The organism is Fischerella sp. PCC 9605 (genome assembly GCF_000517105.1).
Taxonomy (GTDB): Bacteria; Cyanobacteriota; Cyanobacteriia; order Cyanobacteriales; family Nostocaceae; genus PCC9605.
On the sequence record NZ_ALVT01000034.1, the window covers coordinates 61776 to 86068 of the forward strand.

Below are 24293 nucleotides of genomic sequence, written 5' to 3' on the forward strand. Positions count from 1 at the left end.
TATACTTCTGCGCCACACGATAAGGGTATGTACTGACTGCTGCCTCAGTGAACAGGCTTAATGCCGTGATATTCTGGTTTTGCAACCAGCCTCCAAGGTTGGAATTTTTCCAGTGTTCCTGAGTACCATATTCATATTCTATCGTGTCTAACGCTTCCTACTGGCCTTCTCCCGATTTTTCTCAAGCTGCCTTCGTTGCAGCCAATGCTGTGGTTATGGGTTCTGTAAATATAGCAGCAGGGGTTAGCATTTGGTATGGAGCAGTCATTAGAGGAGATGTGGAACGCATTGAAATTGGCGAATGCACTAATATCCAAGATGGAGCAATTCTACACGGCGACCCGGGTAAGCCCACAATCCTAGAAGACCATGTTACCGTAGGACACCGTGCTGTGGTACATTCTGCCTACATTGAACGTGGCAGCATGATTGGTATTGGAGCAGTGATTTTAGATGGAGTGCGGGTGGGTGCTAGTAGCATCATCGGTGCTGGTGCAGTGGTAACTAAAGATGTAGCACCTAAATCCTTGGTTGTTGGTATTCCTGGAAAAGTATTACGCCAAGTTACAGATGCTGAGGCAGCAGAACTGATCGAACACGCTGAAAATTATAAGAAGTTAGCTTTAGTTCATGCTGGCAAAGGGACAGATACTGGTTTTAGCACTTCCCATTGAGGAAGGAGGGGGAGTGGGGGAAGGGGGGGGGCCCCACAAAGTGGGGATAAGGGGCAATGGGGAGATGGGGAGATGGGGAGATGGGGAGACGACCAACCACTAACCATCACTACTAACCACTAACTACTAACTATTAACCACTAACCAATGACAAATGACAAATGACTATTGACTAATTTTGTAAAGATTCTTTACATATCAATTGGGAAAAATTGCTCACTTCAGCTAAAAATAAAAAAATGAGAACAGTTGACAATACTTTAAGTTGTACTTAAGAGAGAGGTTAAAAAAATGGACTTTGATATGCGTGTGGTTATCGTGTTGGCACCAGTCGCGATCGCAGCTGCTTGGGCATTGTTTAATATCGGTGCTGCTGCTTTAAGACAAATTCAAAGCTTTTTAAATAAAGAAGCATAAAATATACTCCGTATCATCATCCGATCCCGACTGTTTCTCTTTTGTAGAGACAGTCGGTTTTATTCGTTAATTGTTAGTGGTTAGTAGTTAGTAGTTAGTTGTAATAACTCACCACTAACTACTATCTACTAACAACTATCTACTTATGGACATCGACTCTTTACTCCAACCCTTCCAAAAATTTGGCGTTCATCTGGGGTTGGAACGTATAGTGAAATTATTGACAAATCTTGGTAGTCCACATCACCAAGTTCCGGTAATTCACGTTGCTGGCACTAATGGTAAGGGTTCTGTTTGTGCCTATCTTTCTTCGGTTCTCACGGAGGCAGGTTATCGCACAGGACGTTATACTTCTCCTCACCTAGTTGATTGGACAGAACGCATTTGCCTTAACGAACAGCCTATTTCTTCTGAGGAATTTTGCAAATTATTACTGCAAGTCGAAGCTGCTATTGATCCGGATGAAGAGTCACCGACTCAATTTGAAGTGGTGACAGCAGCAGCTTGGTTGTATTTCGCTCAGCAAAAAATTGATATTGCAGTGGTAGAAGTAGGACTGGGAGGACGTTTGGATGCTACTAACGTTTGCGATCAACCCCTTGTTACTATTATCACATCTATTAGCCGCGAACACTGGCAGCAACTCGGGCCTACCATCGCTGATATTGCTAGAGAGAAAGCTGGTATTCTCAAACCTGGATGTCCGGCTGTGATTGGCCCTTTGCCACCAGATGCAGAAAAAGTTGTGCGATCGCGCATTTTGGAATTACAATGCCCTATCTTTACACCCCAGCCAGCGCGTCAAATTTCTACTGGATGGGCAGAATATGAAAGATTGGGAGATGGGGAGAACCGGAGGTGGGGAGATCACCCCATTCAATACCCTTTGCCATTAGAGGGACAAATTCAGTTGACGAATTCAGCTTTAGCTTTAGCTGCGCTGCAAATCCTGCAAAAACAAGGTTGGCAGATTTCTGAGCAAGCCATAATTAACGGTATGGCCAAAACTAAGTGGCCGGGGCGGATGCAATGGACTACCTGGAAAAACCATAAATTATTGCTTGATGGTGCTCATAATCCAGCTGCTGCCCAAGTTTTGCGAGATTATGTAGATAGCCTAGATGTCCAAGCAGTCACTTGGGTGATGGGAATGCTTTCGACTAAAGAGCATGAGAAAATTTTTCAAGCCTTACTGCGACCCAATGACCAATTATATTTAGTACCAGTACCCGATCATAGTTCAGCTCATCCTAGTGAATTAGCACAGTTAGCTGGAAATATTTGCCTAAAATTGAGTATTTGTAGTACTTTCCCAGATTTAACATCCGCGCTAGAAGCGGCTTTTTCCTTGACAGATGATTTAGTCGTTTTATGCGGTTCGCTGTATTTAGTCGGACATTTTTTAAAAGAGTCAATAGTCACTAGTCAATAGTCAAGAGTTTGTTGACTATTGACTAATGACTATTGACTGTTCCACTCCTGTGCTGCATCTTCTACGGCTTTATCTACCGTCTTCTCGTCTAGCATTGCTGCTTGCAGGTTCTCATAAATTGCCTTTTGCAGGAGATTGAAATTCTTCAAGGTTGGGGTTAGAATCTCTGCCTGTTGCAGTTGACTGGCACTGACTACACGCGCTTTATCTATATTAGAGGCATTTGCCGATACATCCTTAAAGTAACTGTCAGACAGCGCTTTTTTTGTAGATGGCAGGACATTTGCTTTTTTGGCAAATGCTAGCTGATTTTCGTCATTAGTAACAAACAGGGCAAATTTCACAGCGGCGTCTGGTTGTTTTGTGTCGCGCGGAATAACTACATTCATTACAGCGACATTTTTCTTACCGGTGTCACCAGTGATTTGTGGTGCCGTGGCGGAAGCTTTGGCGATCGCAGGCGCATTATTGGCAATCTGCTTGAGAAATTCGGGGCCTGAAGCTAGTAAAGCTGTTTCTCCTGCCTGGTATAACTCTATAGCATGACGATGTCCTTGTGTCAATACTTCTTTAGGAAGTAGTCCTTTTTTGTAAAGATCTACCCAATACTGAAATGCTGCTTTACCTTGAGGAGAGTTAAAGGCAGCTTTCCCTTCGGCATCCACTAGGGTTACTCCCATCTGCACGAAAGATTCTAAAACCTCACCGGAATCTTGCGGAACAAAAGTAACAAAAAAGGCATACTTACCAGTTTTATCTTTAATTTGTTGCGCCACCTGCGCCAATTCAGTGTAAGTAGCAGGTGGTTTATTTATACCTGCCTGTTTTAATAAATCAGTGTTATAAATGGTTAGCCGCGTGGTGAGATACCAGGGTATTCCAAAACTCTTACCATTCAGTGTGCTGGCTTTCCATATATTTGGCAGATATGCAAATTGTACGTCATTTGGAATTTTTGTATCTAAATCTAACCAGGCATTTCGACCTGCTAATTGCGATGCAAAATCGGGATTCAGATTCACAACATCAGGTGGCGTTTTTGCGGAGACAGCTGTTAAAATTTTGTTTTCCATTTCCGCCCAAGGTATATCCACCCAGTTAACCTTTATACCTGAATTTTGCGATTCAAAAGTCGCAATCAGGCTTTGGAAGTAGTCGGTAAATTGAGGTTTGAGTTGCATCGTCCAAAACTCAATTGTTGCCACTCCTGAAGATGCCTGTTTTGTGCTTGGACTGACGTTACCCGTGCTGCAACTGACAATCCAGCTTGTCAATAAGCCAAGTAACGCCCAAACAGCTAATCTTTTACATTTTTGAATTTGAATCATTGTGCTTGTAGTTCAGTTAAACCGGGGTGAAAAATTGATGCAGAATTTTCGAGATTATAAAGTCAATAGTCATTAATCATTAGTCATTGATCATTGATTCTTCACAAAGGACAAATGATTAATGACAAAGGACAAAACAGCTTAACATTTAAATTTTTCAACTTAGCAGTCATGCGGGCAAAACTGTGGTTAAAAGCTTCAAGAGTCTGTTTGGCAAATCAAAGGGCGGAGTCGGCATTGAGCTTTCTCCACAATGCGTAAATGTTGCTCGTTTACGCAAACAACGCCAAGGTCTGAAACTAGACGCCTTAACATCGGTAGCAGTTCCAGAAGGTGTTTTTGTCGATGGTCAAATTGCCGATCCTCCAACAATGGCGCAAATCATCCAGCAGGCGCTCTCTGAGAGTAAAATCAATGCTTCTAGAGTTGCTACTGCCGTAACGGGACGAGATTCAATTGTGCGTCTGATACCCGTTCCAGCTGAGTTAGATGATAAGGAACTGCGGGAGATGGTGTTAAACCACGAAGCAGGTTTGTATTTGCCTTATCCTCGTGAAGAAGCTGATGTGGATTATCAGAAACTTGGGTACTTTGTAGATGAAGATGGCATAGAAAAGGTACAGGTGCTTCTGGTTGCGACTCGCAAAGAAATTACTGATACCTATATAAATACGTTCGAGCAAATAGGACTGCAAGTCGATGTTTTAGAGATTAACAGTTTTGCACTGATTCGGACAATTCGCGATCAGCTGCGGCAATTTAGCCCACAAGAAGCCGCTGTGCTAGTCGATATAGAGTTCGACAGCACGGAAATTGCGATCGTTGTCAATGGAGTACCGCAATTTTCGCGTACAGTTCCACTTGGGACTTATCAGATGCAAATGGCACTAGCAAGGGCAATGAACTTACCTGCATCACGAGACATGGAACTGTTGCAGGGAATGACCATTCCTTTAACTCCTATGGAGGGTGGAAAAACTGGTGTCACCGAAGCTAATCCTGGTATGGCAGCGATGATGCGGGTGTTGGGAGAACTTACGGATGAATTGCGCCGTTCCATCGATTTTTATTTGAATCAAAGTGAAAATTTGGAAGTAGCGCAGATTTTGCTGGCGGGACCGGGTGGCGGATTAGCACAGCTTGATGAGTTCTTCACACAACGATTGAGTTTACCAACCTCTCAAGTAGATCCAATTGGATCTTTGTCATTGCAAGTTGACGAAGAAAAATTTCCAGCAGTGCAACGTCCTGGACTGGGAATAGTGCTTGGTCTTGGTGTGCGGGAGGCGTGAAAGGGAGAGTGGGAGATGGGGAAGGGGGGGCCCCACTTTGTGGGGATAAGGGGCAATGGGGAGATGGGGAGAGGGGGAGAGTGGGGGAGTGGGAGACTAACCACTAACCCTTCGGGTTCGCTAGTCGCTCATGGGGGGAACCCCCAAGACCGCGCTAGCTCACCACTAACCACTAACTACTAACTAATGACTAAAAATGTACAGTTTAGATATTAACTTTCTTAAAGACCGCCCAAATTTCCAGAAAAATACTGAAAAGAAGCCGAAATCATCACTCAAGCCTGGAAATTTAACACCTGTATTTATAGGAGTGGGGATTGGTGTGCTTTTCCCAGCTTTTGCGGGAACTGGTTGGTGGCTTTTGCAAGCGAAAAATGCCGAGTTAGAGCAGTTGATAGCGCAACTGGAGGAGGAGAGCAAGAGCTTAGATGCACAAATCGGTAGCATTAACAAAATTCGGGAAGAAACCAACAAAGTCAAGGGGGAAACGCAATCTTTAGTTGCCGTGTTCGATCAGATTCGTGCTTGGTCAGCAATGTTACAAGATTTGCGCGATCGCATTCCAGCGTCAGTACAAATTGAAAATGTTAGACAAACACCACCTGCTGCCCCAGTAGAGGGACAACCACCACCCAATCCCGCTGGCGGAATGGCAATTACTGGCTTAGCTCGCTCCTTTAACGATGTCAACGATTTTTTGCTGATTCTGCAACAATCTCGTTTCTTTAAAGCCAACGAAGCAAAAATTGTTTCAGCAGAATTAGTAGATGCACCGATAAAAAATTCTCCTCCTCAAGGTGTAGCGATTAAACCACCTCAAATAGTTAGATACAACATTCAAACCAGCCTAAGTGATGTTCCAGCTTCGGAGTTAGTTAGAGAGTTGGAGCAAAAAGGCACAGTGGGATTAGTGGCACGCATTCGCAGTCTGCAACAAACAGGAGTCATTCAAAAATGACGCTGAGTGAAGATTTTAATTTTGTAGAAGGTGGGGAATTAGAGGAAGGGGCATCATCAACCTACCCCGTTGTTTTTGGCATCACCTTCACACCCAAAATCATCGGCATCCTAGTGGGGGTATTGGGTTTTGCCGGGGCCCTTTACATGTTGCTTAACTTGGTAATGCCAGCTTGGGAAACCTTTCAGCAACAGCAAGCAAAACAAAGCGAACTGCAAGGGCAAATTGACCAAAAGAAAGCCACCATCAAACAGATGGACAAGGTAAAACAAGAGTTAGCAGAAGCCAAACAACAACAAACCCAGGTGTTAGGATTGTTTGCTAACGAAAAAACATTGGATACACTACTGCTGGATTTGAATCGTTTGGTTGAGTCTGGCAGCGGTAAAATTTCTGCTAATGCTGTTAGAGCTAAACTGAAGAAATTTGTGCCAGCTTCAGATAAAGCTGAACCGATTACCGATGGATCGTTAGGATCACAGGTTGACGGCAAACTGAAACGCAGGAGCGTCAATATCGAAATTGTCGGCACTTATGAACAAACGCAATCAATTCTTCGTAATATTGAACGTTTGCAGCCTTTGTTGATAGTTAAGGACTATCAATCTACATTAGCTCCAGAACCTGCTCCAGAACCAGGCAAAGTGGCAATTAGGATGGGGCCAGCACCAATTTCTACATCTTTCCAATTACAGGCATTGATGCCGCTTACTCCAGAAGAAATTGCAGCTGTCCAAGCAGCGCCGAAGAAGTGATGGGGAGATGGGGTGATGGGGCGAGAGATTTACTCTTTTTCCTAAAAACATGAATGCTCAAGGATGGGTATGATCCCACACACCCTCTAGTTCCCAGGTTCTACCTGGGAATCAAGGGACTGCGAGGCTCTGCCTCTAGCGCTAATACACAACGCAGAGCCTCCTTGTAGCGCATTCCTTGCCTGAAGCCAAGGAACGAGATTATACCAAATTGGTATAGGGATTCTTGTTTCAAAATTCTGGAATAGCCTATTAATCAATGGTTTTAATCCAAAATCTAAAATCCAAAATCCAAAATTGGTATTAGAGGAGTATAACCCCCCATTGATTCACCAACAGAATCGTGTTTTGGGGGGTTAGAGGGATTTTTTTGCGCTCTTTTTGGTCAAAATTTACTCAAAGTAAAGTCTGTTTGTTTGTTTTCTCAGGCGATCGCTAACAATGAATGAAAATTCTCAAAAGAATTTGATTAAACGGTGTTATTTTATGCAGGTTTTTAGGGAATTATAGCAACAACAGCGATCGCGCTTACGCAAAAATACCATGTATCTAAGTTAAATTTCATGCTGTCTTAACAGGTTTTAGCCCAGTACGGTTCAGTTAACTTTTTGCTCCCCCCAACCCCCCTAAAAAAGGGGGGCTGTAAGATTCAATTTCCCCCCTTTTTTAGGGGGGCTAGGGGGGATCTCCAAGGATTTAACATTGCTTGATCTGTATTGGGTTTTAGCCGGAAAGTTATGTTCAGGCTAGCTACACAAAAATTTCAAAAATTGTCTAGAAATCGGTTTAATGTGAGGAATGAACTGTGAAACAGCTTCACGGTAACAGTTTAATATTAGGCGCAACCGCTATAGTTTTTTTAGCGGCTCATCCAGCCCAAGCACAAGTTACTAAAATTACGGATGTGCAGCTAAAAACAGCTAATGGCGGAATCAACCTTATTTTAAAAACTTCTTCTGGCTCCCGCCCCCAAATTTTTACCACACAAAGAGGTAAAACTTTAGTTGCAGATATTATTAATACTCAACTACGCTTACCCCAAGGCAATAGTTTCCGCAAAGAAAACCCCGCTCCAGGAATTACCTCTATTGAAGTTGCTCAGTTGGATGCCAATAGCATCAGAGTCTTGGTGATTGGGGCTGACAGTGCCCCTAGCAGCCAACCTGTAGCCCGAGGAGCAAACAACATCACACTCGGCTTTGCCCCCACAGGAGGAACCACAGCATCAGCACCAACACCTCCCCAAGCACCTACTCCTAACCCAGCACCAGCACCAACACCAGTCCCATCGGTTCCACCTGTTGTTCCTAATCCGCAAGTCAGCATTGATGGCACACCAGCGCAAACAGCCGGGCCTGGTCAACCTCCAACTCCAGCTCCGCCTTTCTTACCTAGAGCCGTCGCTCCGCCAGTGGGAGATATAGCCATCTCTAATATTGATGCTTCTCCCAGTGTAGTTGACTTAGGAACTCAAGAACGTGTACCCCGTCTAGTGCTGCGAGATGCGCCAGTACGCGAAGTGCTGTCACTGCTTGCTCGTGCGGCTGGCTTGAACTTGGCTTATACAGGAGCCGATGCAACTGGGGGACAAGGAGGACAGACAATTTCTCTAGATATAGAAAACGAGCCAGTGCAAGATGTGTTTAACTATGTCTTGCGTTTGAGTGGTCTGGAAGCTAACCGTAGCGGACGCACACTTTTTGTGGGGCCAAGACTACCCAATTCCACACGTGATGTGGTGATGCGGAACCTGCGACTTAATCAGGTCACGATAGGAACTGCCCTAAACTTTTTGGTGTCCTTGGGTGCAGAAAGTGCTGTCAACCGCGAACGACAAGTAACCAACGTCAGTGCTGTTCCTGTAGGTAACGGAGTTGCTCCCATCACTCAAACTCAGACCACTACAGAAACAAGAGTTGAAACTCAACGCATTGATTTTCAAGATTCCAAGCCTCTACTCCGAGGTTTGCAGGCATTAGGAGACGAGCGTACAAATTCCCTGACTTTGATTGGCCCTCCCAGACTAGTTGAGATTGCAATGGCTCAACTAACGCAGCTAGACATCCGTCGTCGGCAAGTGGCAGTTAATGTCAAAATTATTGATGTTAACCTTTTGAATACCAAGGACGTAAACACCAGCTTTTCCTTTGGCGTTGGTAAGAATTTCTTTACTAGTGATGGTGGTGCAGCATCTCTAAATTTTGGTGGGTCTAGACCACCTACTAATGCTGAAGCTGCAAGCAGTGTGACTAGTACACCAGTCATTACTAATCCTATTAAAGGAGGAACATTTATGAATGTTTCACCAGGTGGTATACAAGGGGCAGAAGCTAGTTTAGGCAAGGATGGCAATCCATTACAACCTGGTATCACGAATTATGTTCCGGGAACGACTGGAGCTGAAATTGTACCAACTGAGATTAATACTGATACTGGTGAGCCTACTAAGTATGAATTACAACCCAAGAAGACTAGCGACATATATACATACGCTCTGCCGACTTTGTACCAGTTTCCTAAACGTTTTCTCCTCAGTCTGCAATCTCAGGTGCAAAGTGGCAATGCCAAAATTTTGACTGACCCAACTTTAATAGTACAAGAGGGTCAAACAGCTAATGTCAAACTGACTCAGGAAGTGCTAGGAAACATTACGAGCAAAATAACTAGTACTGATGGTATCGCTACACAAACAATTACAGCTGAGAAAACAGATGTAGGTTTAACCCTGGGTGTCAAAGTTGATCGGATTGACGACAATGGTTTTGTCTCCTTATCAGTGGCTCCCGTTGTCAAAGCACCCCAATCGGCAGCTGATCTAAATGTTGGAGGAGGTAATATTCAAAAAATATTTTTAGTGTCTGAACGCTCCCTGAATTCTGGCATGATTCGCCTACGCGATGGTCAGACGCTAATTCTCAGTGGTATCATCCAAGACACAGATAGAGCCACTGTTTCTAAACTTCCCATCTTGGGGGATCTTCCCCTCATTGGTTCGCTGTTTAGAAGGACAAACAAACAGAACCAGCGGAATGAGGTGATTGTATTGCTCACACCTCAAGTTATGGATGATTCTGAGCGTTCTTCTTTTGGCTATAACTATACTCCTAGCCCAGAGGTGCGGCAAATGCTTGAGCGTCGGGGCTTGCAGGTTCCGAAGCGGTGAGTAGCCATCATGAACTGTGTACATCAGAATGAATGAAAAACCTCACCCCGTCCTATCGGACACCCCTCTCCTTAGCAAGGAGAGGGGAAAGGGTGAGGTTTATTTTCAAGATAGATGGGGAAATCGGAAAATAGCGATTCTTCGCCTCTTTCGCAACAAAAGAATAATGCCTGTGATTTGCAAGTTGAAAGAATTAATGGATGAGCGAGGCTTAAGTCAGTTAAAGCTTGCTCAAGACACTGGCTTAAGTCCAACAACTATTGGTAGTCTCTACCGCCACCAAATTGTGCGCCGTATTGATTGCGATACAGCAGAAGTTTTAATGGATTACTTCGGTTTAAAAACATTGTCAGAGTTATACGAGCGTCGAACCGAAGCTGAATAATCTCTCACTACTGAGAAGCCCGCGATCGCTGTCTGCTTGCAGCACCGCCAGGAGATATCACTTTATAGAGCGATCGCTCTATTCTGGTTTGATTCGCCCGCACGATGGGCAAATACTCATTCTCACCCCATCTTGACCTACTTTTCTATCTCCTCATTAGTGTGGTTTGGTGAATTCCTTGAAACTCTAGAATGAATCTATCTATAAATTGAAGACAAGGCAAATGCAGAGTATAAAATTACGCTCTCATGTGGGCGAAGATGGGATTTTACATTTAGAAATTCCAGTGGGTATAACGGACAAAGATTTAGAAGTGATGGTGATTTTTCAGCCACTAGAACTATCGGCGCAGATGAAAACACCAGAAGAATTGGGCTGGCCTGCTGGTTTTTTTGAGCAGACTTATGGTATTTGCCAGGATGACCCTATTGTTATTGATTCTGAGGGTGTGTTTGAGCAAAGAGAAGAAATCTTGTGAGGTATTTGTTAGATACCAATGTTTGCATCCGTTATCTCAATGGTAGGTCGGTGGCAATTAGGGAACGTTTGCAGGCAACAAGAGTAGCAGATATTGCTGTGTGTTCGATAGTCAAGGCAGAGTTATTTTATGGAGCGATGAGAAGCAATCATCCTGAGCGAACATTAGCCAGACAGCAACAATTTCTCAATTTGTTTGTTTCTCTGCCTTTTGATGATGCTGCTGCAATAATATACGGACATATTCGCGCTGACTTGGCTGTGAGTGGTACTCCCATTGGTCCCAATGACTTACAAATTGCATCTATTGTCTTGGCGAATAGTTTAATATTAGTAACGCATAATACAGGTGAATTTGGTCGGGTAAACGGGTTGCAGATAGAAGATTGGGAGGAAGCCCGTTAGATAGCGATACAGGTCGATAAATTTACAGAACTTATAATCAAGTTCTTAGTGGCTTAATCAATATGATTAATAATTCTAAATCTTGGTTAATAAAACATTAAAACAGAGATAGAGAAAGATTTTCTCTCCTCACTACCTCTACTTCCCCTACCCCCATATCTCTAACAATTCTCCCTGTTCCCCTCGCAACAGGGGTTTTTTCTAAGTATTTTTTCCTACTTTTGCGGGTGTTTTTAGTGAAACAAACACCCTTTTTAAATAAAAAATCCTGAAATCTATATAAATTAATGGTTTCATCTATCCACTTCTGGCTTGAACACTTTAGAATGATTCATTGAAAAGTCGAGCCTATGAGAGTTACAGCGTTTTTAAGCATAAATACTCAAAAAGGTGACTTTGTAAATCTCAAAACAGGGGTTTAAGTAAAGATGCGTCAAGGCGCATCTGTACGCAATCTCAAGTAAAACTCAAGGAGTTTGACATGAACAAAGGTGAATTAGTTGATGCCGTAGCTGAAAAGGCTAGCGTAACCAAAAAACAAGCTGATGCAGTCTTAACTGCTGCTTTGGAAACGATCATTGAAGCTGTTTCTTCTGGCGATAAAGTAACGTTGGTGGGATTTGGTTCTTTTGAATCACGCGAACGCAAGGCCCGCGAAGGACGCAACCCCAAAACCAACGAAAAGATGGAAATTCCTGCAACTAAGGTTCCTGCCTTCTCTGCTGGAAAGCTGTTTAGAGAAAAAGTTGCACCCCCAAAATCTTAATCAGTGGTGTTTTTCTAGGGAACTCTTTTTTGATGCGGCAAACAGCACACGGGGGGAATTTAGCTTGGGCAGCGGCACTGGCTGGCTGTTCCCCTAGTGCTATTGTTGATTTTTCTGCGAGTATCAGCCCGTTGGGACCCCCCAGCAGCGTGTTAACTGCGATTGAGTCTCAACTGGGTAATCTTAGGCACTATCCTGACCCTGATTATCATGAACTGAGACAGGCTCTGGGTCAGTTTCATCAACTGCCGTCTGAGTGGATTCTGCCAGGTAACGGCTCGGCAGAATTACTGACACTAGCAGGAAAAGAATTAGCAGAACTAGCCGCAACAGCTTTAATTACTCCAGCCTTTGGCGACTACTACCGATCGCTAACGGCATACGACGCTAAAGTGCTGGAATTTCCTCTTTCTTTAGTCACTGCTCATTTGTCATCGATTCTTGACACGCGACAAATGACAAAGGACAAAGGACTACTCCTAAATAACCCCCATAACCCAACGGGACAGTTATTTTCGCGAGAAGACATTCTGCCCTACCTAGAGGAATTTGCTTTGGTAGTGGTGGATGAGGCGTTTATGGATTTTCTGCCTCCCCATCAGGAACAAAGCCTGATTGGGGAAGTGCAGAAATATCCCAATTTGGTAATTTTGCGATCGCTCACCAAGTTCTACAGTCTCCCTGGACTGCGGTTGGGTTATGCGATCGCTCATCCCGATCGTTTGCGGCGATGGCAGTCTTGGCGTGACCCCTGGCCAGTCAACATCCTTGCCCAAGCCGCAGCAGTGGCCGCAGTAGGCGATCGGGAGTTTCAGGAGCAAACCTGGGCATGGCTACCAGCGACACGCAACCAACTGTTTGAGGGTTTAGCCCAAATTCCAGGTTTGCAACCCTTGCCAAGCGCTGCTAACTTTTTACTTGTGAAATCACAGCAGCCTAGTTCCCAATTGCAGCAACAACTACTCAAGCATCACCAGATTTTAATTCGTGATTGCTTGAGTTTCCCTGAACTTGGCGATCGCTATTTTCGTGTTGCTGTACGCTTATGTTCAGAGAATCAGCGTTTATTAGACGCTATTTCATTAGTCCAGAGTCCAGAGTCAAAAGTCCAGAGTCAAAAAATTGACCCTTGACTCTTGACCCTTGACCCTTGACCCTTGACCCTTGACCCTTGACTAATGACAATTGACTACGATGTTGTAATTATTGGTGGCAGTCTTGCAGGGCGTTACGCTGCCCTCATGGCAACCCAATTAAGAGCCAAAGTCGCTTTGGTAGAGCCAAAAACTAATTATGAATTTATTCATCACCACGTTTTTAGAGAGATAGGCAAATTCTCTCGTCAGGTAAGTAATGCTGGGCAATTTGGTCTTGGAGTTTTATACCCTGACACCGCAGAAAAATACCAAATTTCTGTGGCATGGCCAGAAGCAATGCTGTATGCTCGCGGCATTGCCTCCAATATCGAAGAACAGCATTCACCTGTTATCTTAGCTGCCCGAGGTGTTGATGTTATTGTCGGTGAGGGTCAGTTTCAATCCTCACCAAATTTGACATTTGTTGTTAATGACCGTTTGTTACGGGCACGTACCTATTTACTGGCTAGTGGTTCAGTTCCAATAATTCCAGAGATTGAAGGATTGCAAAAAACAGGCTTTCTTACCCTGTCTAATATTTGGCAGTCCCTTAGCAGTTCTGTATCACCTAAAAATTGGGTAATTATTGGCGGTGTCCCCCAAAGCATCGAGTTAGCGCAAACTTTAGTGCGATTGGGTTGCAGCGTTACCTTAGTAATAAATCGTCCCTCTATAATTAGCCATACCGATCCAGAAATAGCTCTACTCTTACAAGCGCAACTGGAAGCAGAGGGTGTACGTGTCCTTAACCACACAGCAGTTACTCAGGTACGGTTAATAGACGATAAAAAGTGGCTTCAGGTGGGAGATAAGGCGATTGAAACAGATGAAATTGTAGTAGCAACTGCACAGCAGCCGAATATTAAATCTCTGAATTTGGCTGCGGTGGGTGTGAAATGGCATCATCGTCACCTGGTAGTGAATGAGAAACTGCAAACAACTAACTACCGCATTTTCGCTTGTGGTGATGTAATTGGTGGCTATGAATTTCCTCACATTGCTAATTATGAAGCAAGAATTGCCTTAAAAAATGCTCTGTTTTTACCCTGGAGCAAAGTTAATTATCATTGCATTCCGTGGGGAGTATTTTCTCAGCCCATGTTGGCGCAAGTTGGTATGACAGAGGCACAAGCAAGACGCCGATATCATCAAGATGAAATTTTAGTATTACGGCAGTATTTCAAAACCCTGGCAGCAGCCCAAATCCAAGAAGAAACCACAGGTATTTGTAAATTTATTGTTCGACGTAATGGAGAAATTTTAGGGGCTTCCATATTAGGAGCAGAAGCTATTGAGTTAATTAATGTTATTGCTTTGGCGATCGCCAAAAAAATTAAAATCGATCGCATAGCGAATTTATCTCCTATCTCTGTGAGTTTTTCAGAGATTTTAGAAAAAACTGCAAACGAGTGGAATCAGCAAATGTTCCAAAGTAATACTATGTTGCAAGAATTTTTAGAAAGTTTTTTTCATTTCCGTCGCGATTGGAATTTATGAGTTTATTAGATCGGCACAATTAAAGTTAACTCGTGAATATCGTCATTTGTCATTTGTCATTCGTTCTTTATCCTTTGTTGTTTGTTGGTTTTTTATCACTGTACGGGCGCAAAGCTTTGCGCCCCTACTAACCAATGACTAATGACCATTGACTCATAGCTTTTTATTCTTCCCTTCTGATAGTGAAACACTACCAATACCTTGTAAAATACCACGAACAACCAAACCTAAACCTCGACCAACTACTTGCGTTAGTACGAAGACGACTCCTCTACCTAAGAAAGATAATAGCGATCGCAGACGAGGCGCGATCGCATCACCAAATTCTAGCCCTAAAGTCACCAATAGAGCAATTCCTGAAAGTTGGGCTAACTCTTGCCCACGGGGGGCATAAATTGAAGTTTTGGCGATACCGCGTGGAGCAAATACGAATATTTCATAGCGGCTTTCAAAAATTGCCTTCGGTTCTGTTACATAATTTCTCATCCGATATTTCCAAGACAAATTATTTCTGAAACGTTCCATTTCTCGCGTCGAAATTAATTTGCGGTCATAAAAATTTTGCTTAATATCTTCTACATCTGCTAAATAGCTTAGTAGTGGTTGTACTACACCATTACCTATCTGAATTAATAAATTTTCTAACAACATTTCTGCTTGCTGATTAGCTTCAAAACTACCCGCCGGATAGTTTGTATTGTCAATAGTCAAATTTGTTTGAAATAGCAAATAATTAAACAATTCTACAACAAACGGAATTTGCTTGAGAATTTCTGCTTGCACTACTGCCGAATTTTGTAGTAAAATTTTCACTATTTCGACACGATTATTACCTAATCTCACTAGAGAAAACTTACCAAAAAACTCTGTAGTTACTTCTTCCCATAAATCATACAAGATTGTATTTTTGAGTTCAAATAATTGCTTGATTTCAATTTTATAACTACGTAGTTCATCCAGAACCTCAGCAATTTTTTGCAAAATCAAATAAAGCAATTCTCGTTTTTTATCTGGGCGCAAAATGTCAATTTCCAATGGTACATCTGTAATATTTTGCAAAGGTGATTGCAGTTTATTAATACAAGATGCAAATAGTTTTGCTTGCAGCGCTCTGGGGCTAAGTAGAGAAGGGGTATTTTTAGCGATCGCACTACTACTAGAGAGATTTACGGGAGGGGGTGGTAGTTGTTCGGAAATATCTGCTATTTGCTCATCTACTGGCTGTGGTTGTGGTGTCGCCAACAAATGATTAACTAGCCAACGAGCCGCTAGCAATTCTCGCCGCTGTCCAGCTAAAATTGCCCGTTCTAGTTCTGGCTGTCCGGGAACTTGCAAACGTGCCGTCACTGCTGCCAAGTTGGCGTCTATTTGAGCAGTTCCTGATAAACGCAAATTCTCTAACAATCTAAATAAAGGATTTCGGGAGGAATAAGGAGTTTTTATTCTCCCCTTCTCCCCCTCCCCCACTCTCCCCGGTTCCCAATACCAATAGGAACGACCTGCTGCCACTTCTTGCATGGCGGTGACTATTTCAGAAACGGGTGTACCTTTGGGGCAGTAACCATCTATACCAGCTGTCCTAGCCGCCAATAGCAACCCTTGGTTTTGAAGAGAACTGAGGAGCAAGATTGGTAGGTTGGGATACTGAGTTTTCAATTGCCGACACAGTTGTAAACCTAGTTGCTGGCTGGAGATAGAGCGACCGTTGCCAAGTTCCAAGACAACTAAATTCACGCTGGTGGGGTCTTTTTGGGCAAGTTCTGCTAAAGTCTGCAACACACTGGTATCTGTGTCTGCCTCTGATACCACCTGCAAATCAGAAAATTCTTCTAGAGCAACCCGTAATCCTAGTCGGAAAATAGGATCTTGGTCAACCAGCAATAATTTCAGAGGGCGATCGCTCATAATCCACTTGAAAATACTTTTGATGCTGTTTTTCTCAAATCGAAAACAGCTTTGATATCTAACTTATCCCCTCATTGTCACCTGTTTGTGAAGACAAAAAAATCGATGATAATTGCCATAGGCAGCCATTAAATATGTAATTAAATGAACTTGAGTATTCGGCATTGGTTGGCAGAATATTATCTCGAAATACCTGAAATCGCAGGATTATCGCCCGGACAGATAGCAGTTATTGCCTTCCGTATTGTTCAGGATATGGAAGTCAAAAGTTTGATGCCTTTAGACATTTGTACTCTAGCAGAAGTGTTAGAACTACCCCTAGATACAGTTTGGCAGGAAATCAGCGTAATTGCTCAGTTGACAGCCAGCCTTGCCCGCGCAATTACGCAAAAAAAGCCATTAAAACGCAATGAAGGTACATGGTTGGCATTTCAAATTGCCTACCTTCAAGGTTTGCAACAAGTTCTTGATTGGGAACACAACTTGCGAAGGCCTTGGCTAGATCGAGTAATGCTGGGGGATGCTCCGACACGAAGACACAAAGACACGAAGACACAAAGACACGGTGAATTTTTAACAAAACTCTCCCCATCTCTTCCCGTGAAACCTCTGCAAGATACTCAACTGCAAGGACTGCTCAAAACTCTTCGTCCAGGAAAACTCAGCGATACTCAAGCTGAACAAGCCCTGAGTTTGGTTGCAGATTCATTACTGGTGCAACAGATGAATAATGCTGCCGTAGCGTGGTTTATTGCCAATGGTGTAGAGGAAGCAGAAGCTAAATTGATAACGCAGCGCCTCCAAAATTCTCTGAGTGGTCATTTACTGGCAGTTATAGCTGAAAATGCCCCTCCCTTAGCCCAGCTGCAAAAATTCGTTGGATTGGGAAATTCATTGTCTGCTAGCTCGGCTGATACTGATAAGGAATTACAAACCCCAGAAGTTGGCTTAAGTGTAGGTGACAAAATTGACTTATACAGGGAATACTACCGAGCCAGTTTAATGCAGAAGCAGTCTAAACCTCTGCTGATGGAATCCTTTTCTCTTAAGGATATTTATGTTCCCCCAAACGGTTTGCCAATCAATGAGAGTGATTCTCAACCAGAGCAAAAAACTGCTAAATCGGTTGATTTAATGACATGGGCGCAGCAACAATTAACTGATTTAAAAACTATTACTGCGATCGAGTCGGAACCTGGTTATGGAAAAACTAGTTTCTGTCAAATGTGGGCAGCAACTGTAGCAAAAGAACTTTACCCTACGTGGATGCCGATACTAATTCGCCTGCGGGATGTAAAGTACGGTAAAAATTTAGCAGAAACGCTGAATTCTGCTTTTACAGGACATTGTCAAACTAACCTTTCTGATTGGCTGCAACAAAACTATCCTCGTTGTCTTTTGCTGTTAGATAGTCTGGATGAACTACCTGTTTCTCATCAAGGTAATCGAGCAAAAATCATTTTTATGCAGCAGTTACTCAATCTGCAATCTCAATCTCGCCATAAGATTGTGTTGACGAGTCAGTCAAAAGCTTTGCAGGAAATTAGCAAAGAACTAGCACTGCCATTGCGGCGAATTCGCATTCAGCCCTGGGATCAGGAAGAGTGGAGACAATGGTTTCAACAGTGGGCAAAAGTGCAATCATTGCCCATCGCCCAAAACTTCTTTACTTTTCTCAAACAGTCAGGATTATTTTCTGCTACATCCAAGCTACCGCAACTTTCTCACCTTGTCCGTCAACCTTTAATGCTTTATTTGTTGGGTGTTTTACATCGGGACGGACTGCTAGATGATGAACTATTACTACTAGCTGCCAATACTCAAGCAAAAACCAACGCAACGCTTTTATGGGAAATTCACCATCGGTTAAATCGCTGGTTGTTGGATTATCCTCAACCTGGTGGCATCAAGACAATGCTGTTGCGATCGGGGTTAAATTATATCCATCGTACACAAGATGCGATCGCCAATCTTCTCCAAGATCGCCATCCCCAAGATGTACTCGCACAAATGCAAGCGATCGCATTAAAAATTTTGCACTCCCAACGCCATCAAATTGATTTACCTGACGAGGCGAATAACAGCACGCTACCAGCCTTTTATTTTAGGAGTGGGAGAGAGGGAGAGAGGGAGAGGGGGGGAAAGATTTCACCCCACCACCCCACCACCCCACCACCCCATCATAGGATTGAATTCTCTCACCCCAAATTAGGAAAATTTCTCTGCGTTCAAGCTATTGTCGCTCAACTAAAATTACTTACCCAACGGCAAGAAAATGCTTATGGTGAAATTACATTTGTGCTGGAATCTCCCAGTAGCGTTGCCCAGCATCTTTATAATTTACTCGGTTTCGGAATTCTCACTCAGGAAATACAAGAACTTGTGATTGAGGGTTTAGAGAGGGAACCAAAGCAAGAGTTCTCCTTTGAGATATTGTGCGATCGCCTGCTGCCTTTTTGGTATGCTTACTGTCGAGGTCGTTGGTTAGACGAAGGTATCACACACAAAGCTTTAACTCATTTTCAGGCACTGCAAAACCCCGTAAATGTAGAACAAGTAAATGCAGCTGTGGGATTGAATGTGTTTTTATTGCTTTGTGCTTGTCATCAAAAAACGAAAGTTCCGTTTTGGCCTTGTGGCAATCCAGACAATTTGGCACAATTCCAGCCAGAAGCACTAATGATGCTGATTGCTAGAACAGCAGTTTTAGATAAAGCTGCTTTCGCCACACACCTGCACTCAACATCCCTTGTTTTTCTCAATTTATCAGCAGCTTACTTGCCACAAGTAGTGTTATCTGGCGCAAATCTTGAGCAGATAGATTTATCAAATGCCGAGTTAATGGGGGCAAATTTAGCCGGAGTCAGCTTGCAAGGAGCAAATCTTGCATACGCGAACCTCACAGGGGCAAATCTCACACACGCCAACCTGACAGGCACAAAACTCACAGGTGCCAATCTCACAGGTGCCAATCTCACAGGAGTGAATTTCCAGTCAGTCAATGTCACTAACACCTGCTTATTTGAAGCTATTCTAAGTGACATCAACAGAGAGATTGCCGCTATCAATGGTGCAATTTTCTCATTAGAAGAGTTTCAAGCAATTAAAAGTTTGCTGTTAGAGTCGTCCCATACCGATATCTCCATCTCCTCTTCCTCTGAAAACACAGCCGCTTGGTTAAAAGATACCTCTGAAGTCACGCTAATTGAAAGTGCAGAAGGCAAACCAATTTTGTCAGCTGATTTATATGAGGATTATGGTGATGATGAGACAATTTTGGGCTGAATTTTTAACGGCTAGGGAATAAAAATTATGAATTATGAAATTTTCAGCATTCATGATTCTCACCCACTCCCTATGCCCAGTCCCCAGTCCCCAGTTCTTAATCTTTGGAATCACGATAACCGTAAAAGTTAATACTGTAGTCAGTGATCCGAACTCCTGTTTGTTCTTCAACTAAGCGGATGATATCTTCTGGCAATGTTACATGAACATCTAATATTTGGTTAGTATCAAGACAGTTGACATGGCTGTGAGAGTCACTGATATTGCCGTATAAACGCCCGTCGCAGCGTTCAATACATTCAATGATGCCACTAGAAGATAATGCTTCTAAATTTTGGTATACAGAAGTATGACCGATCGCTTTACCTTGCTGATTGAGGCGATCGTAAATTTCTCTAGCAGACAGATGCTCTTTTGCTTGCCAAAGTAATTCCAGAATGAACCGACGCTGGCGACTGACGCGCATACCCAGCGCTTGACACTGCTCTAGGGCATCTTCTAAAGAACGAATTGGTTGTGTAGATATCGTCGGTTTTTGCATATTTTATGCTTTTTAACTGTTCGGGCAATTTTTTCTTGTGAATATTTATTTGTTATTTTATATATCTAAGCATTATGCACTCCCCCAGGTTGCCTTTCACTATTGCTGCGGAAATCACATACTCAACGAGAGCAATTTTTGTGCTTCTTGACAACTTTGCGATCGCACCTTAATCTAAAACAAACTCATTACAACTTTAGCTTAAAATTGCCACAAACGTCTACCCAAAGGCAAGTGTGTTGTCTTTAGTCAATAGTTAATTGTTAGTGGTTAGTGGTTAGTGGTGAGCTAGCGCGGTCTTGGGGGTTCCCCCCATGAGCGACTAGCGAACCCGAAGGGTTAGTAGTTAGTAGCTAGTGGTTTACTACTTTCCATCTGTCCTTCTCCTAATCCCCCTTGTCACCCATATCTCCCTTGTCTCACCCATAAAGACAATTTCTGAATACTGATACCAAGTTGTGTTCAGATATAGCAATTCGTGCCCTCTCCCCCTCCCCTGTTCCAAATTGGGAGAGGGGTGCCGACAGGCGGGGTGAGGGAAGTACTATCTTTGACTGCAACCTAGTATGAATCTATGCTCTAGGGACTAATGTGAAGGTAGATACCATTAAAAATCCCACCCTTGAAAAAGGGTGGGATTGTTTGTCGATCAGAGAAATAGTTTCAGACAACTTGCCACCAACCAAAAGCTGGGCCAATAAAACGGATTGTCACCCAAGCTACAACCATAAGGCCAATGCCAATCCAGGCACCGCGATTTGTCCATTTGACAAATAGTTCTGCTTGTGACTTGGTGATTGGAACCCAAGGTAAGATGCGAGTCTGTTGGCTCTTGCCGTAATCTTCTCCCAGTGCGGTTTTACGACGCTTTGCTTCACCCATTTGCTCACCTACCATGAAAAATCAAAATTTCAAATTTGACTGCATTAAATATCTGCTAAGGCTGATGATAACGCTTAATGGTCATTAGTCATTGGTCAAGATTTTTGACAAATGACAAAGGACAAATGACTAATGACTATGGAGAATTGTCTTCGCCAGATTGGGAAAACAAACTGGGATCGAGATAGTTAATGCGTGCCAAGGGACTAAGGGCAGCCAGAACTTGAGCGCCATAACTGCGGTTTACCACCCGGCTATCAAGTAGAGCCACGATACCTTGACTTTCTCGTGCTGGAGCGATCGCTCTTTGCAATTCGTTCAAAGCTGCGGGCAACAGAAACAAACGAAACCAGTCTTGATGCGATCGCTTATAATAAGCTACTCTGCCTGCTACAAGCGGATGTTCGAGAGATGGTAGGGGCAAGGTAGCAATAACGATCAGTTGGGGTGCAGGCAAAACTTTTTGATGCTCTCGCCAAAATTCCCAACCGCTAACTAAAATGCCATTTTCGTCTAAACAAGTTTTTTCTACCTGCACTCGTGAGCCAAACTCTGAAGCCAAAATTGCTCCTACTTGCGCCTTCAGCGGTACATCTCCTACTAATACAACTGTCAATCCTGGTGATGTCGCACTCAGACAAACCAGCGTCCGGACTTTGTGAATAAACGCGGCTTGAAATTCTGGCGTGTTTGGCAAGGGAAACTGATGTGGTACGTACAGTTGAATGGCTTCTGTTTGGCTGTCCGAGAACTTCAGACAAGTCAATTCCCCACCTAATCCAAAGCGCTGGCGAAAAATCGGAGCTTCCGTTTCCGGTTCTAAAGTGCTGCCAATTAACACCACAGGTTGCCGCTGCCAAATCGGTGAAAGTATTTCTGCTATCTCAATCGGAGCTATGTGTAAAGAAAATGAACCTTGACGACGGGCAATAGTAGCCCAGAGGAGGGGAGGAGGAGAGAGGGAGGTGGGGAGATGGGGAGAGGGGGAGGTGGGGGAAGTAGTTTGGAATTGTTGCCAGAAGTTTTTCCAAGAATCTGGCAGGCTAGCGATGTCCAAAGCCGAACAAAGACGGCTCAATATTTCTACCTCTGTTTGGGAAATCAGATAACATTCATAGGGATTAGCAGGATGCTGAAATAGTTCATGTGTCAGTTCTACCCGTGCAGAACGAATTTCCTCTGCGATGTGCGGGCAAGCAAGCATGAGCTGATCCCAATCATGGGCTTCCCAAGTGATGGTGAGGCGATCGCGCACCCAATCTTCTAGATCGTCCACGCCATCAATAATTGTGGGAATGTCACTGGGAAAATTATCATTGAGCGCAAGTTGTCCTTTTAACCAAGCTTGAGGGGAAACCAACAAAAGCCCTTGGAACTCACCACCAGGCCAAACGTCACCTGTTCTAATCGCTTTGTTGACTCGCAGCCACTGCTGTAGGCGGGGAATTTCTACTTTCGCAAGACGTTGTTGCACAGCTTCAGGTGCAACAATAATCACAGGGTCGTGCCACATCAACGCTGATGCCACGAAGCTTGTACGGTAACGCCCTTGATAGCCACAAGCTGCACCTACTTGAATTAAGGCGCTACGTCCTAGGCGCAGAGCGCGTGCTACCAACCGTGCCATCGTCAAATGATGGGGCCAGGAAGGGAAACCCGCCTGCGATCGCAGGAAGTTATGTAGTGATAAGTGAACTTCTGCCTCAATCACACGCTTTTCATCCCATACAAAGTGATTTTACTTGTAACAACCCCATTTCCATTATGTATGTTGTCATTAGTCACTGGTCATTAGTCATTTGTTTTTAGCAATGACCAATGACTAATGACCAATCACCAATCACCAATTACCCTGAATTATGGCAACCTATACAGGAATTTCCAGCGAAGCTTTTAGGCATCCCCTAGATCGGCAAGCCGAGCAAGCCTTACGCAGTTTACCAGGATTTGATTTAGTTGCCCGTAAATTTGTGGAATTTGTCTACGAACGCCCCCAGCTAGTCTATCTAATGGGCAACACCATCCAAGTTGGGCCTCGTCAATATTCCACTATTTACCAGATGTTTCGGGAATGCGTGCGGGATTTGGATATTTATCCAGAACCAGCACTATTTGTATCACAAAATCCCCAAGCCAATAGCTATGCAATGGGGCAGGAGCATCCATATATAGTCATAAATACAGGGATTTTAGACTTACTGAATGAAGCCGAAACTAGGGCGGTGTTAGCCCATGAACTGGGGCATATTAAATGTGGTCATACTATTTTAATTCAAATGGCGATTTGGGCGATGAATACCGCTTATGCCCTTGGTAGATTTACTTTTGGCATTGGTAATTTTGTAACACCAGCCTTAATTTATGCCTTTTTTGAATGGCGGCGCAAAGCCGAGTTATCAGCCGATCGTGCAGCGTTGCTAGTAGCAGATGACTTAAATATCGTGATGTCATCAATGATGAAAGTTTCAGGTGGCAGTATAAAATATGCCAACGAATGCAGTTTACAAGAGTTTATTCGTCAGTCAGAAAATTATCAAGCACTGGATGAAGATGGACTTAATCAAGTGTATAAATTTTTGGTATACAACGGTGCTCAAGGCGAAATGCTCAGCCATCCTTTTCCTGTAGAACGCGTGCATTATCTGCAAGAGTGGGCAGTATCAGAAGAATATCAGCAAATCAAGAGAGGGAATTATGCGCGATCGCCCGCATCCGGAGCAGTTGATGTCACACCAACGGACACTACCCAAAACAAAGAAGTAGAAGATTTACGGCGACAAATTGAAGAATTGCAAAGGGAAATTAATAAAATGAAGAAATCGGAGTAATTAAAAATGGGGTAATTTGAAAATACTTTGTGTCTTTGTGCCTTAGTGGTAAAAAAATCTTGAACCACCAAGACACTAAGACACTAAGAGTAAAATAATTTTCATGCTTAGGAGCTGGGCGTTCGCTTATTTTGGAACTCTAAGTTGATTTAAAGCCTTGATTCAAA

At 43.4% G+C, this 24293-nt stretch carries 20 protein-coding genes; 15 read left to right on the forward strand and 5 right to left on the reverse strand.

Going from position 1 to position 24293, the window contains the following annotated elements; all coding sequences use genetic code 11:
• Window positions 1–143 precede the first annotated feature (143 nt).
• The 3 genes from FIS9605_RS0100735 to FIS9605_RS0100745 all read left to right on the forward strand — a co-directional run bounded on the left by FIS9605_RS0100735 (window position 144) and on the right by FIS9605_RS0100745 (window position 2523).
• Window positions 144–674 (forward strand): gamma carbonic anhydrase family protein, encoded by a 531-nt coding sequence (locus tag FIS9605_RS0100735; RefSeq protein ID WP_026730870.1) that lies wholly within the window; start codon window positions 144–146, stop codon window positions 672–674.
• A gap of 291 nt (window positions 675–965) precedes the next feature.
• Window positions 966–1091 (forward strand): photosystem II protein Y, encoded by a 126-nt coding sequence (locus FIS9605_RS0100740; protein ID WP_026730871.1) that lies wholly within the window; start codon window positions 966–968, stop codon window positions 1089–1091.
• A 145-nt stretch (window positions 1092–1236) separates the two neighbouring features.
• A complete protein-coding gene (locus tag FIS9605_RS0100745; RefSeq protein WP_026730872.1) occupies window positions 1237–2523 on the forward strand; it encodes a bifunctional folylpolyglutamate synthase/dihydrofolate synthase in 1287 nt (428 codons plus the stop codon).
• A 29-nt stretch (window positions 2524–2552) separates the two neighbouring features.
• Here FIS9605_RS0100745 and FIS9605_RS0100750 read toward each other — a convergent pair whose 3' ends face one another.
• Window positions 2553–3851, reverse strand: coding sequence for an ABC transporter substrate-binding protein (locus tag FIS9605_RS0100750; protein WP_026730873.1), 1299 nt, complete (start codon window positions 3849–3851; stop codon window positions 2553–2555).
• A 185-nt stretch (window positions 3852–4036) separates the two neighbouring features.
• On the opposite strand from FIS9605_RS0100750, the gene pilM reads away from it, so the two are divergent.
• From pilM to FIS9605_RS0100805, 10 genes are all read left to right on the forward strand, one after another.
• Window positions 4037–5143 (forward strand): type IV pilus assembly protein PilM, encoded by a 1107-nt coding sequence (gene pilM, locus FIS9605_RS0100755; protein ID WP_026730874.1) that lies wholly within the window; start codon window positions 4037–4039, stop codon window positions 5141–5143.
• 196 nt (window positions 5144–5339) lie between these two features.
• Entirely contained in the window at window positions 5340–6101 is a 762-nt protein-coding gene (locus FIS9605_RS0100765; RefSeq protein WP_026730875.1) for a PilN domain-containing protein, read from the forward strand.
• On the forward strand, window positions 6098–6856 hold the full coding sequence (locus tag FIS9605_RS0100770; RefSeq protein ID WP_026730876.1) for a pilus assembly protein PilO: 759 nt from the start codon (window positions 6098–6100) through the stop codon (window positions 6854–6856). The genes FIS9605_RS0100765 and FIS9605_RS0100770 overlap by 4 nt, the downstream gene beginning before the upstream one ends.
• An 805-nt stretch (window positions 6857–7661) precedes the next feature.
• The gene (locus FIS9605_RS0100775; RefSeq protein WP_026730877.1) at window positions 7662–10019 is read left to right on the forward strand and encodes a type IV pilus secretin family protein; all 2358 of its coding nucleotides are present in this window, start codon (window positions 7662–7664) and stop codon (window positions 10017–10019) included.
• A 166-nt stretch (window positions 10020–10185) separates the two neighbouring features.
• Window positions 10186–10404 carry a helix-turn-helix domain-containing protein gene (locus tag FIS9605_RS0100780; RefSeq protein WP_026730878.1) on the forward strand — a complete coding sequence of 73 codons (219 nt, stop codon included), beginning with the start codon at window positions 10186–10188 and terminating at the stop codon, window positions 10402–10404.
• 223 nt (window positions 10405–10627) lie between these two features.
• Window positions 10628–10882 (forward strand): hypothetical protein, encoded by a 255-nt coding sequence (locus FIS9605_RS0100785; RefSeq protein WP_026730879.1) that lies wholly within the window; start codon window positions 10628–10630, stop codon window positions 10880–10882.
• Window positions 10879–11286, forward strand: a complete 408-nt coding sequence (gene vapC, locus FIS9605_RS0100790) for a type II toxin-antitoxin system tRNA(fMet)-specific endonuclease VapC (RefSeq protein ID WP_026730880.1) — start codon at window positions 10879–10881, stop codon at window positions 11284–11286. Before FIS9605_RS0100785 ends, vapC begins: the two co-directional genes overlap by 4 nt.
• A gap of 481 nt (window positions 11287–11767) precedes the next feature.
• On the forward strand, window positions 11768–12052 hold the full coding sequence (locus FIS9605_RS0100795; RefSeq protein ID WP_009457351.1) for an HU family DNA-binding protein: 285 nt from the start codon (window positions 11768–11770) through the stop codon (window positions 12050–12052).
• A 32-nt stretch (window positions 12053–12084) separates the two neighbouring features.
• The gene (cobD, locus tag FIS9605_RS0100800) at window positions 12085–13185 is read left to right on the forward strand and encodes a threonine-phosphate decarboxylase CobD (RefSeq protein WP_026730881.1); all 1101 of its coding nucleotides are present in this window, start codon (window positions 12085–12087) and stop codon (window positions 13183–13185) included.
• A gap of 45 nt (window positions 13186–13230) precedes the next feature.
• Window positions 13231–14685 (forward strand): dihydrolipoyl dehydrogenase family protein, encoded by a 1455-nt coding sequence (locus tag FIS9605_RS0100805; protein ID WP_026730882.1) that lies wholly within the window; start codon window positions 13231–13233, stop codon window positions 14683–14685.
• A gap of 153 nt (window positions 14686–14838) precedes the next feature.
• On the opposite strand, the gene FIS9605_RS0100810 is transcribed toward FIS9605_RS0100805, so the two are convergent.
• The gene (locus tag FIS9605_RS0100810; RefSeq protein ID WP_026730883.1) at window positions 14839–16590 is read right to left on the reverse strand and encodes a DUF3685 domain-containing protein; all 1752 of its coding nucleotides are present in this window, start codon (window positions 16588–16590) and stop codon (window positions 14839–14841) included.
• Window positions 16591–16734: 144 nt separating this feature from the next.
• Between FIS9605_RS0100810 and FIS9605_RS0100815 the strand changes: the two genes are divergently transcribed.
• Window positions 16735–19875 carry a pentapeptide repeat-containing protein gene (locus FIS9605_RS0100815; protein WP_026730884.1) on the forward strand — a complete coding sequence of 1047 codons (3141 nt, stop codon included), beginning with the start codon at window positions 16735–16737 and terminating at the stop codon, window positions 19873–19875.
• Between the two features lie 97 nt (window positions 19876–19972).
• Here the strand turns inward: FIS9605_RS0100815 and FIS9605_RS0100820 are convergent, their stop codons facing one another.
• From FIS9605_RS0100820 to FIS9605_RS0100830, 3 genes are all read right to left on the reverse strand, one after another.
• Entirely contained in the window at window positions 19973–20416 is a 444-nt protein-coding gene (locus FIS9605_RS0100820; RefSeq protein ID WP_026730885.1) for a Fur family transcriptional regulator, read from the reverse strand.
• Window positions 20417–21079: 663 nt separating this feature from the next.
• Window positions 21080–21298 carry a DUF2839 domain-containing protein gene (locus FIS9605_RS0100825; RefSeq protein WP_026730886.1) on the reverse strand — a complete coding sequence of 73 codons (219 nt, stop codon included), beginning with the start codon at window positions 21296–21298 and terminating at the stop codon, window positions 21080–21082.
• A 136-nt stretch (window positions 21299–21434) separates the two neighbouring features.
• Entirely contained in the window at window positions 21435–23009 is a 1575-nt protein-coding gene (locus FIS9605_RS0100830) for a helicase C-terminal domain-containing protein (RefSeq protein ID WP_197035977.1), read from the reverse strand.
• A 148-nt stretch (window positions 23010–23157) separates the two neighbouring features.
• On the opposite strand from FIS9605_RS0100830, the gene FIS9605_RS0100835 reads away from it, so the two are divergent.
• Window positions 23158–24126 carry a M48 family metallopeptidase gene (locus tag FIS9605_RS0100835; RefSeq protein WP_026730888.1) on the forward strand — a complete coding sequence of 323 codons (969 nt, stop codon included), beginning with the start codon at window positions 23158–23160 and terminating at the stop codon, window positions 24124–24126.
• The last annotated feature ends 167 nt before the right edge of the window (window positions 24127–24293 follow it).

Bases quoted from the DNA above. Each gene is read 5' to 3' on its own strand.
- FIS9605_RS0100745 (WP_026730872.1), top strand. From the start codon at position 1,237: ATGGACATCGACTCTTTACTCCAACCCTTCCAAAAATTTGGCGTTCAT.
- FIS9605_RS0100765 (WP_026730875.1), top strand. From the start codon at position 5,340: ATGTACAGTTTAGATATTAACTTTCTTAAAGACCGCCCAAATTTCCAG.
- FIS9605_RS0100740 (WP_026730871.1), top strand. From the start codon at position 966: ATGGACTTTGATATGCGTGTGGTTATCGTGTTGGCACCAGTCGCGATC.
- cobD (WP_026730881.1), top strand. From the start codon at position 12,085: ATGCGGCAAACAGCACACGGGGGGAATTTAGCTTGGGCAGCGGCACTG.
- FIS9605_RS0100835 (WP_026730888.1), top strand. From the start codon at position 23,158: ATGGCAACCTATACAGGAATTTCCAGCGAAGCTTTTAGGCATCCCCTA.
- FIS9605_RS0100795 (WP_009457351.1), top strand. From the start codon at position 11,768: ATGAACAAAGGTGAATTAGTTGATGCCGTAGCTGAAAAGGCTAGCGTA.
- FIS9605_RS0100825 (WP_026730886.1), bottom strand. From the start codon at position 21,298: ATGGGTGAAGCAAAGCGTCGTAAAACCGCACTGGGAGAAGATTACGGC.
- FIS9605_RS0100770 (WP_026730876.1), top strand. From the start codon at position 6,098: ATGACGCTGAGTGAAGATTTTAATTTTGTAGAAGGTGGGGAATTAGAG.
- FIS9605_RS0100750 (WP_026730873.1), bottom strand. From the start codon at position 3,851: ATGATTCAAATTCAAAAATGTAAAAGATTAGCTGTTTGGGCGTTACTT.
- FIS9605_RS0100780 (WP_026730878.1), top strand. From the start codon at position 10,186: ATGCCTGTGATTTGCAAGTTGAAAGAATTAATGGATGAGCGAGGCTTA.
- FIS9605_RS0100820 (WP_026730885.1), bottom strand. From the start codon at position 20,416: ATGCAAAAACCGACGATATCTACACAACCAATTCGTTCTTTAGAAGAT.
- FIS9605_RS0100805 (WP_026730882.1), top strand. From the start codon at position 13,231: ATGACAATTGACTACGATGTTGTAATTATTGGTGGCAGTCTTGCAGGG.
- FIS9605_RS0100815 (WP_026730884.1), top strand. From the start codon at position 16,735: ATGAACTTGAGTATTCGGCATTGGTTGGCAGAATATTATCTCGAAATA.
- FIS9605_RS0100785 (WP_026730879.1), top strand. From the start codon at position 10,628: ATGCAGAGTATAAAATTACGCTCTCATGTGGGCGAAGATGGGATTTTA.
- FIS9605_RS0100810 (WP_026730883.1), bottom strand. From the start codon at position 16,590: ATGAGCGATCGCCCTCTGAAATTATTGCTGGTTGACCAAGATCCTATT.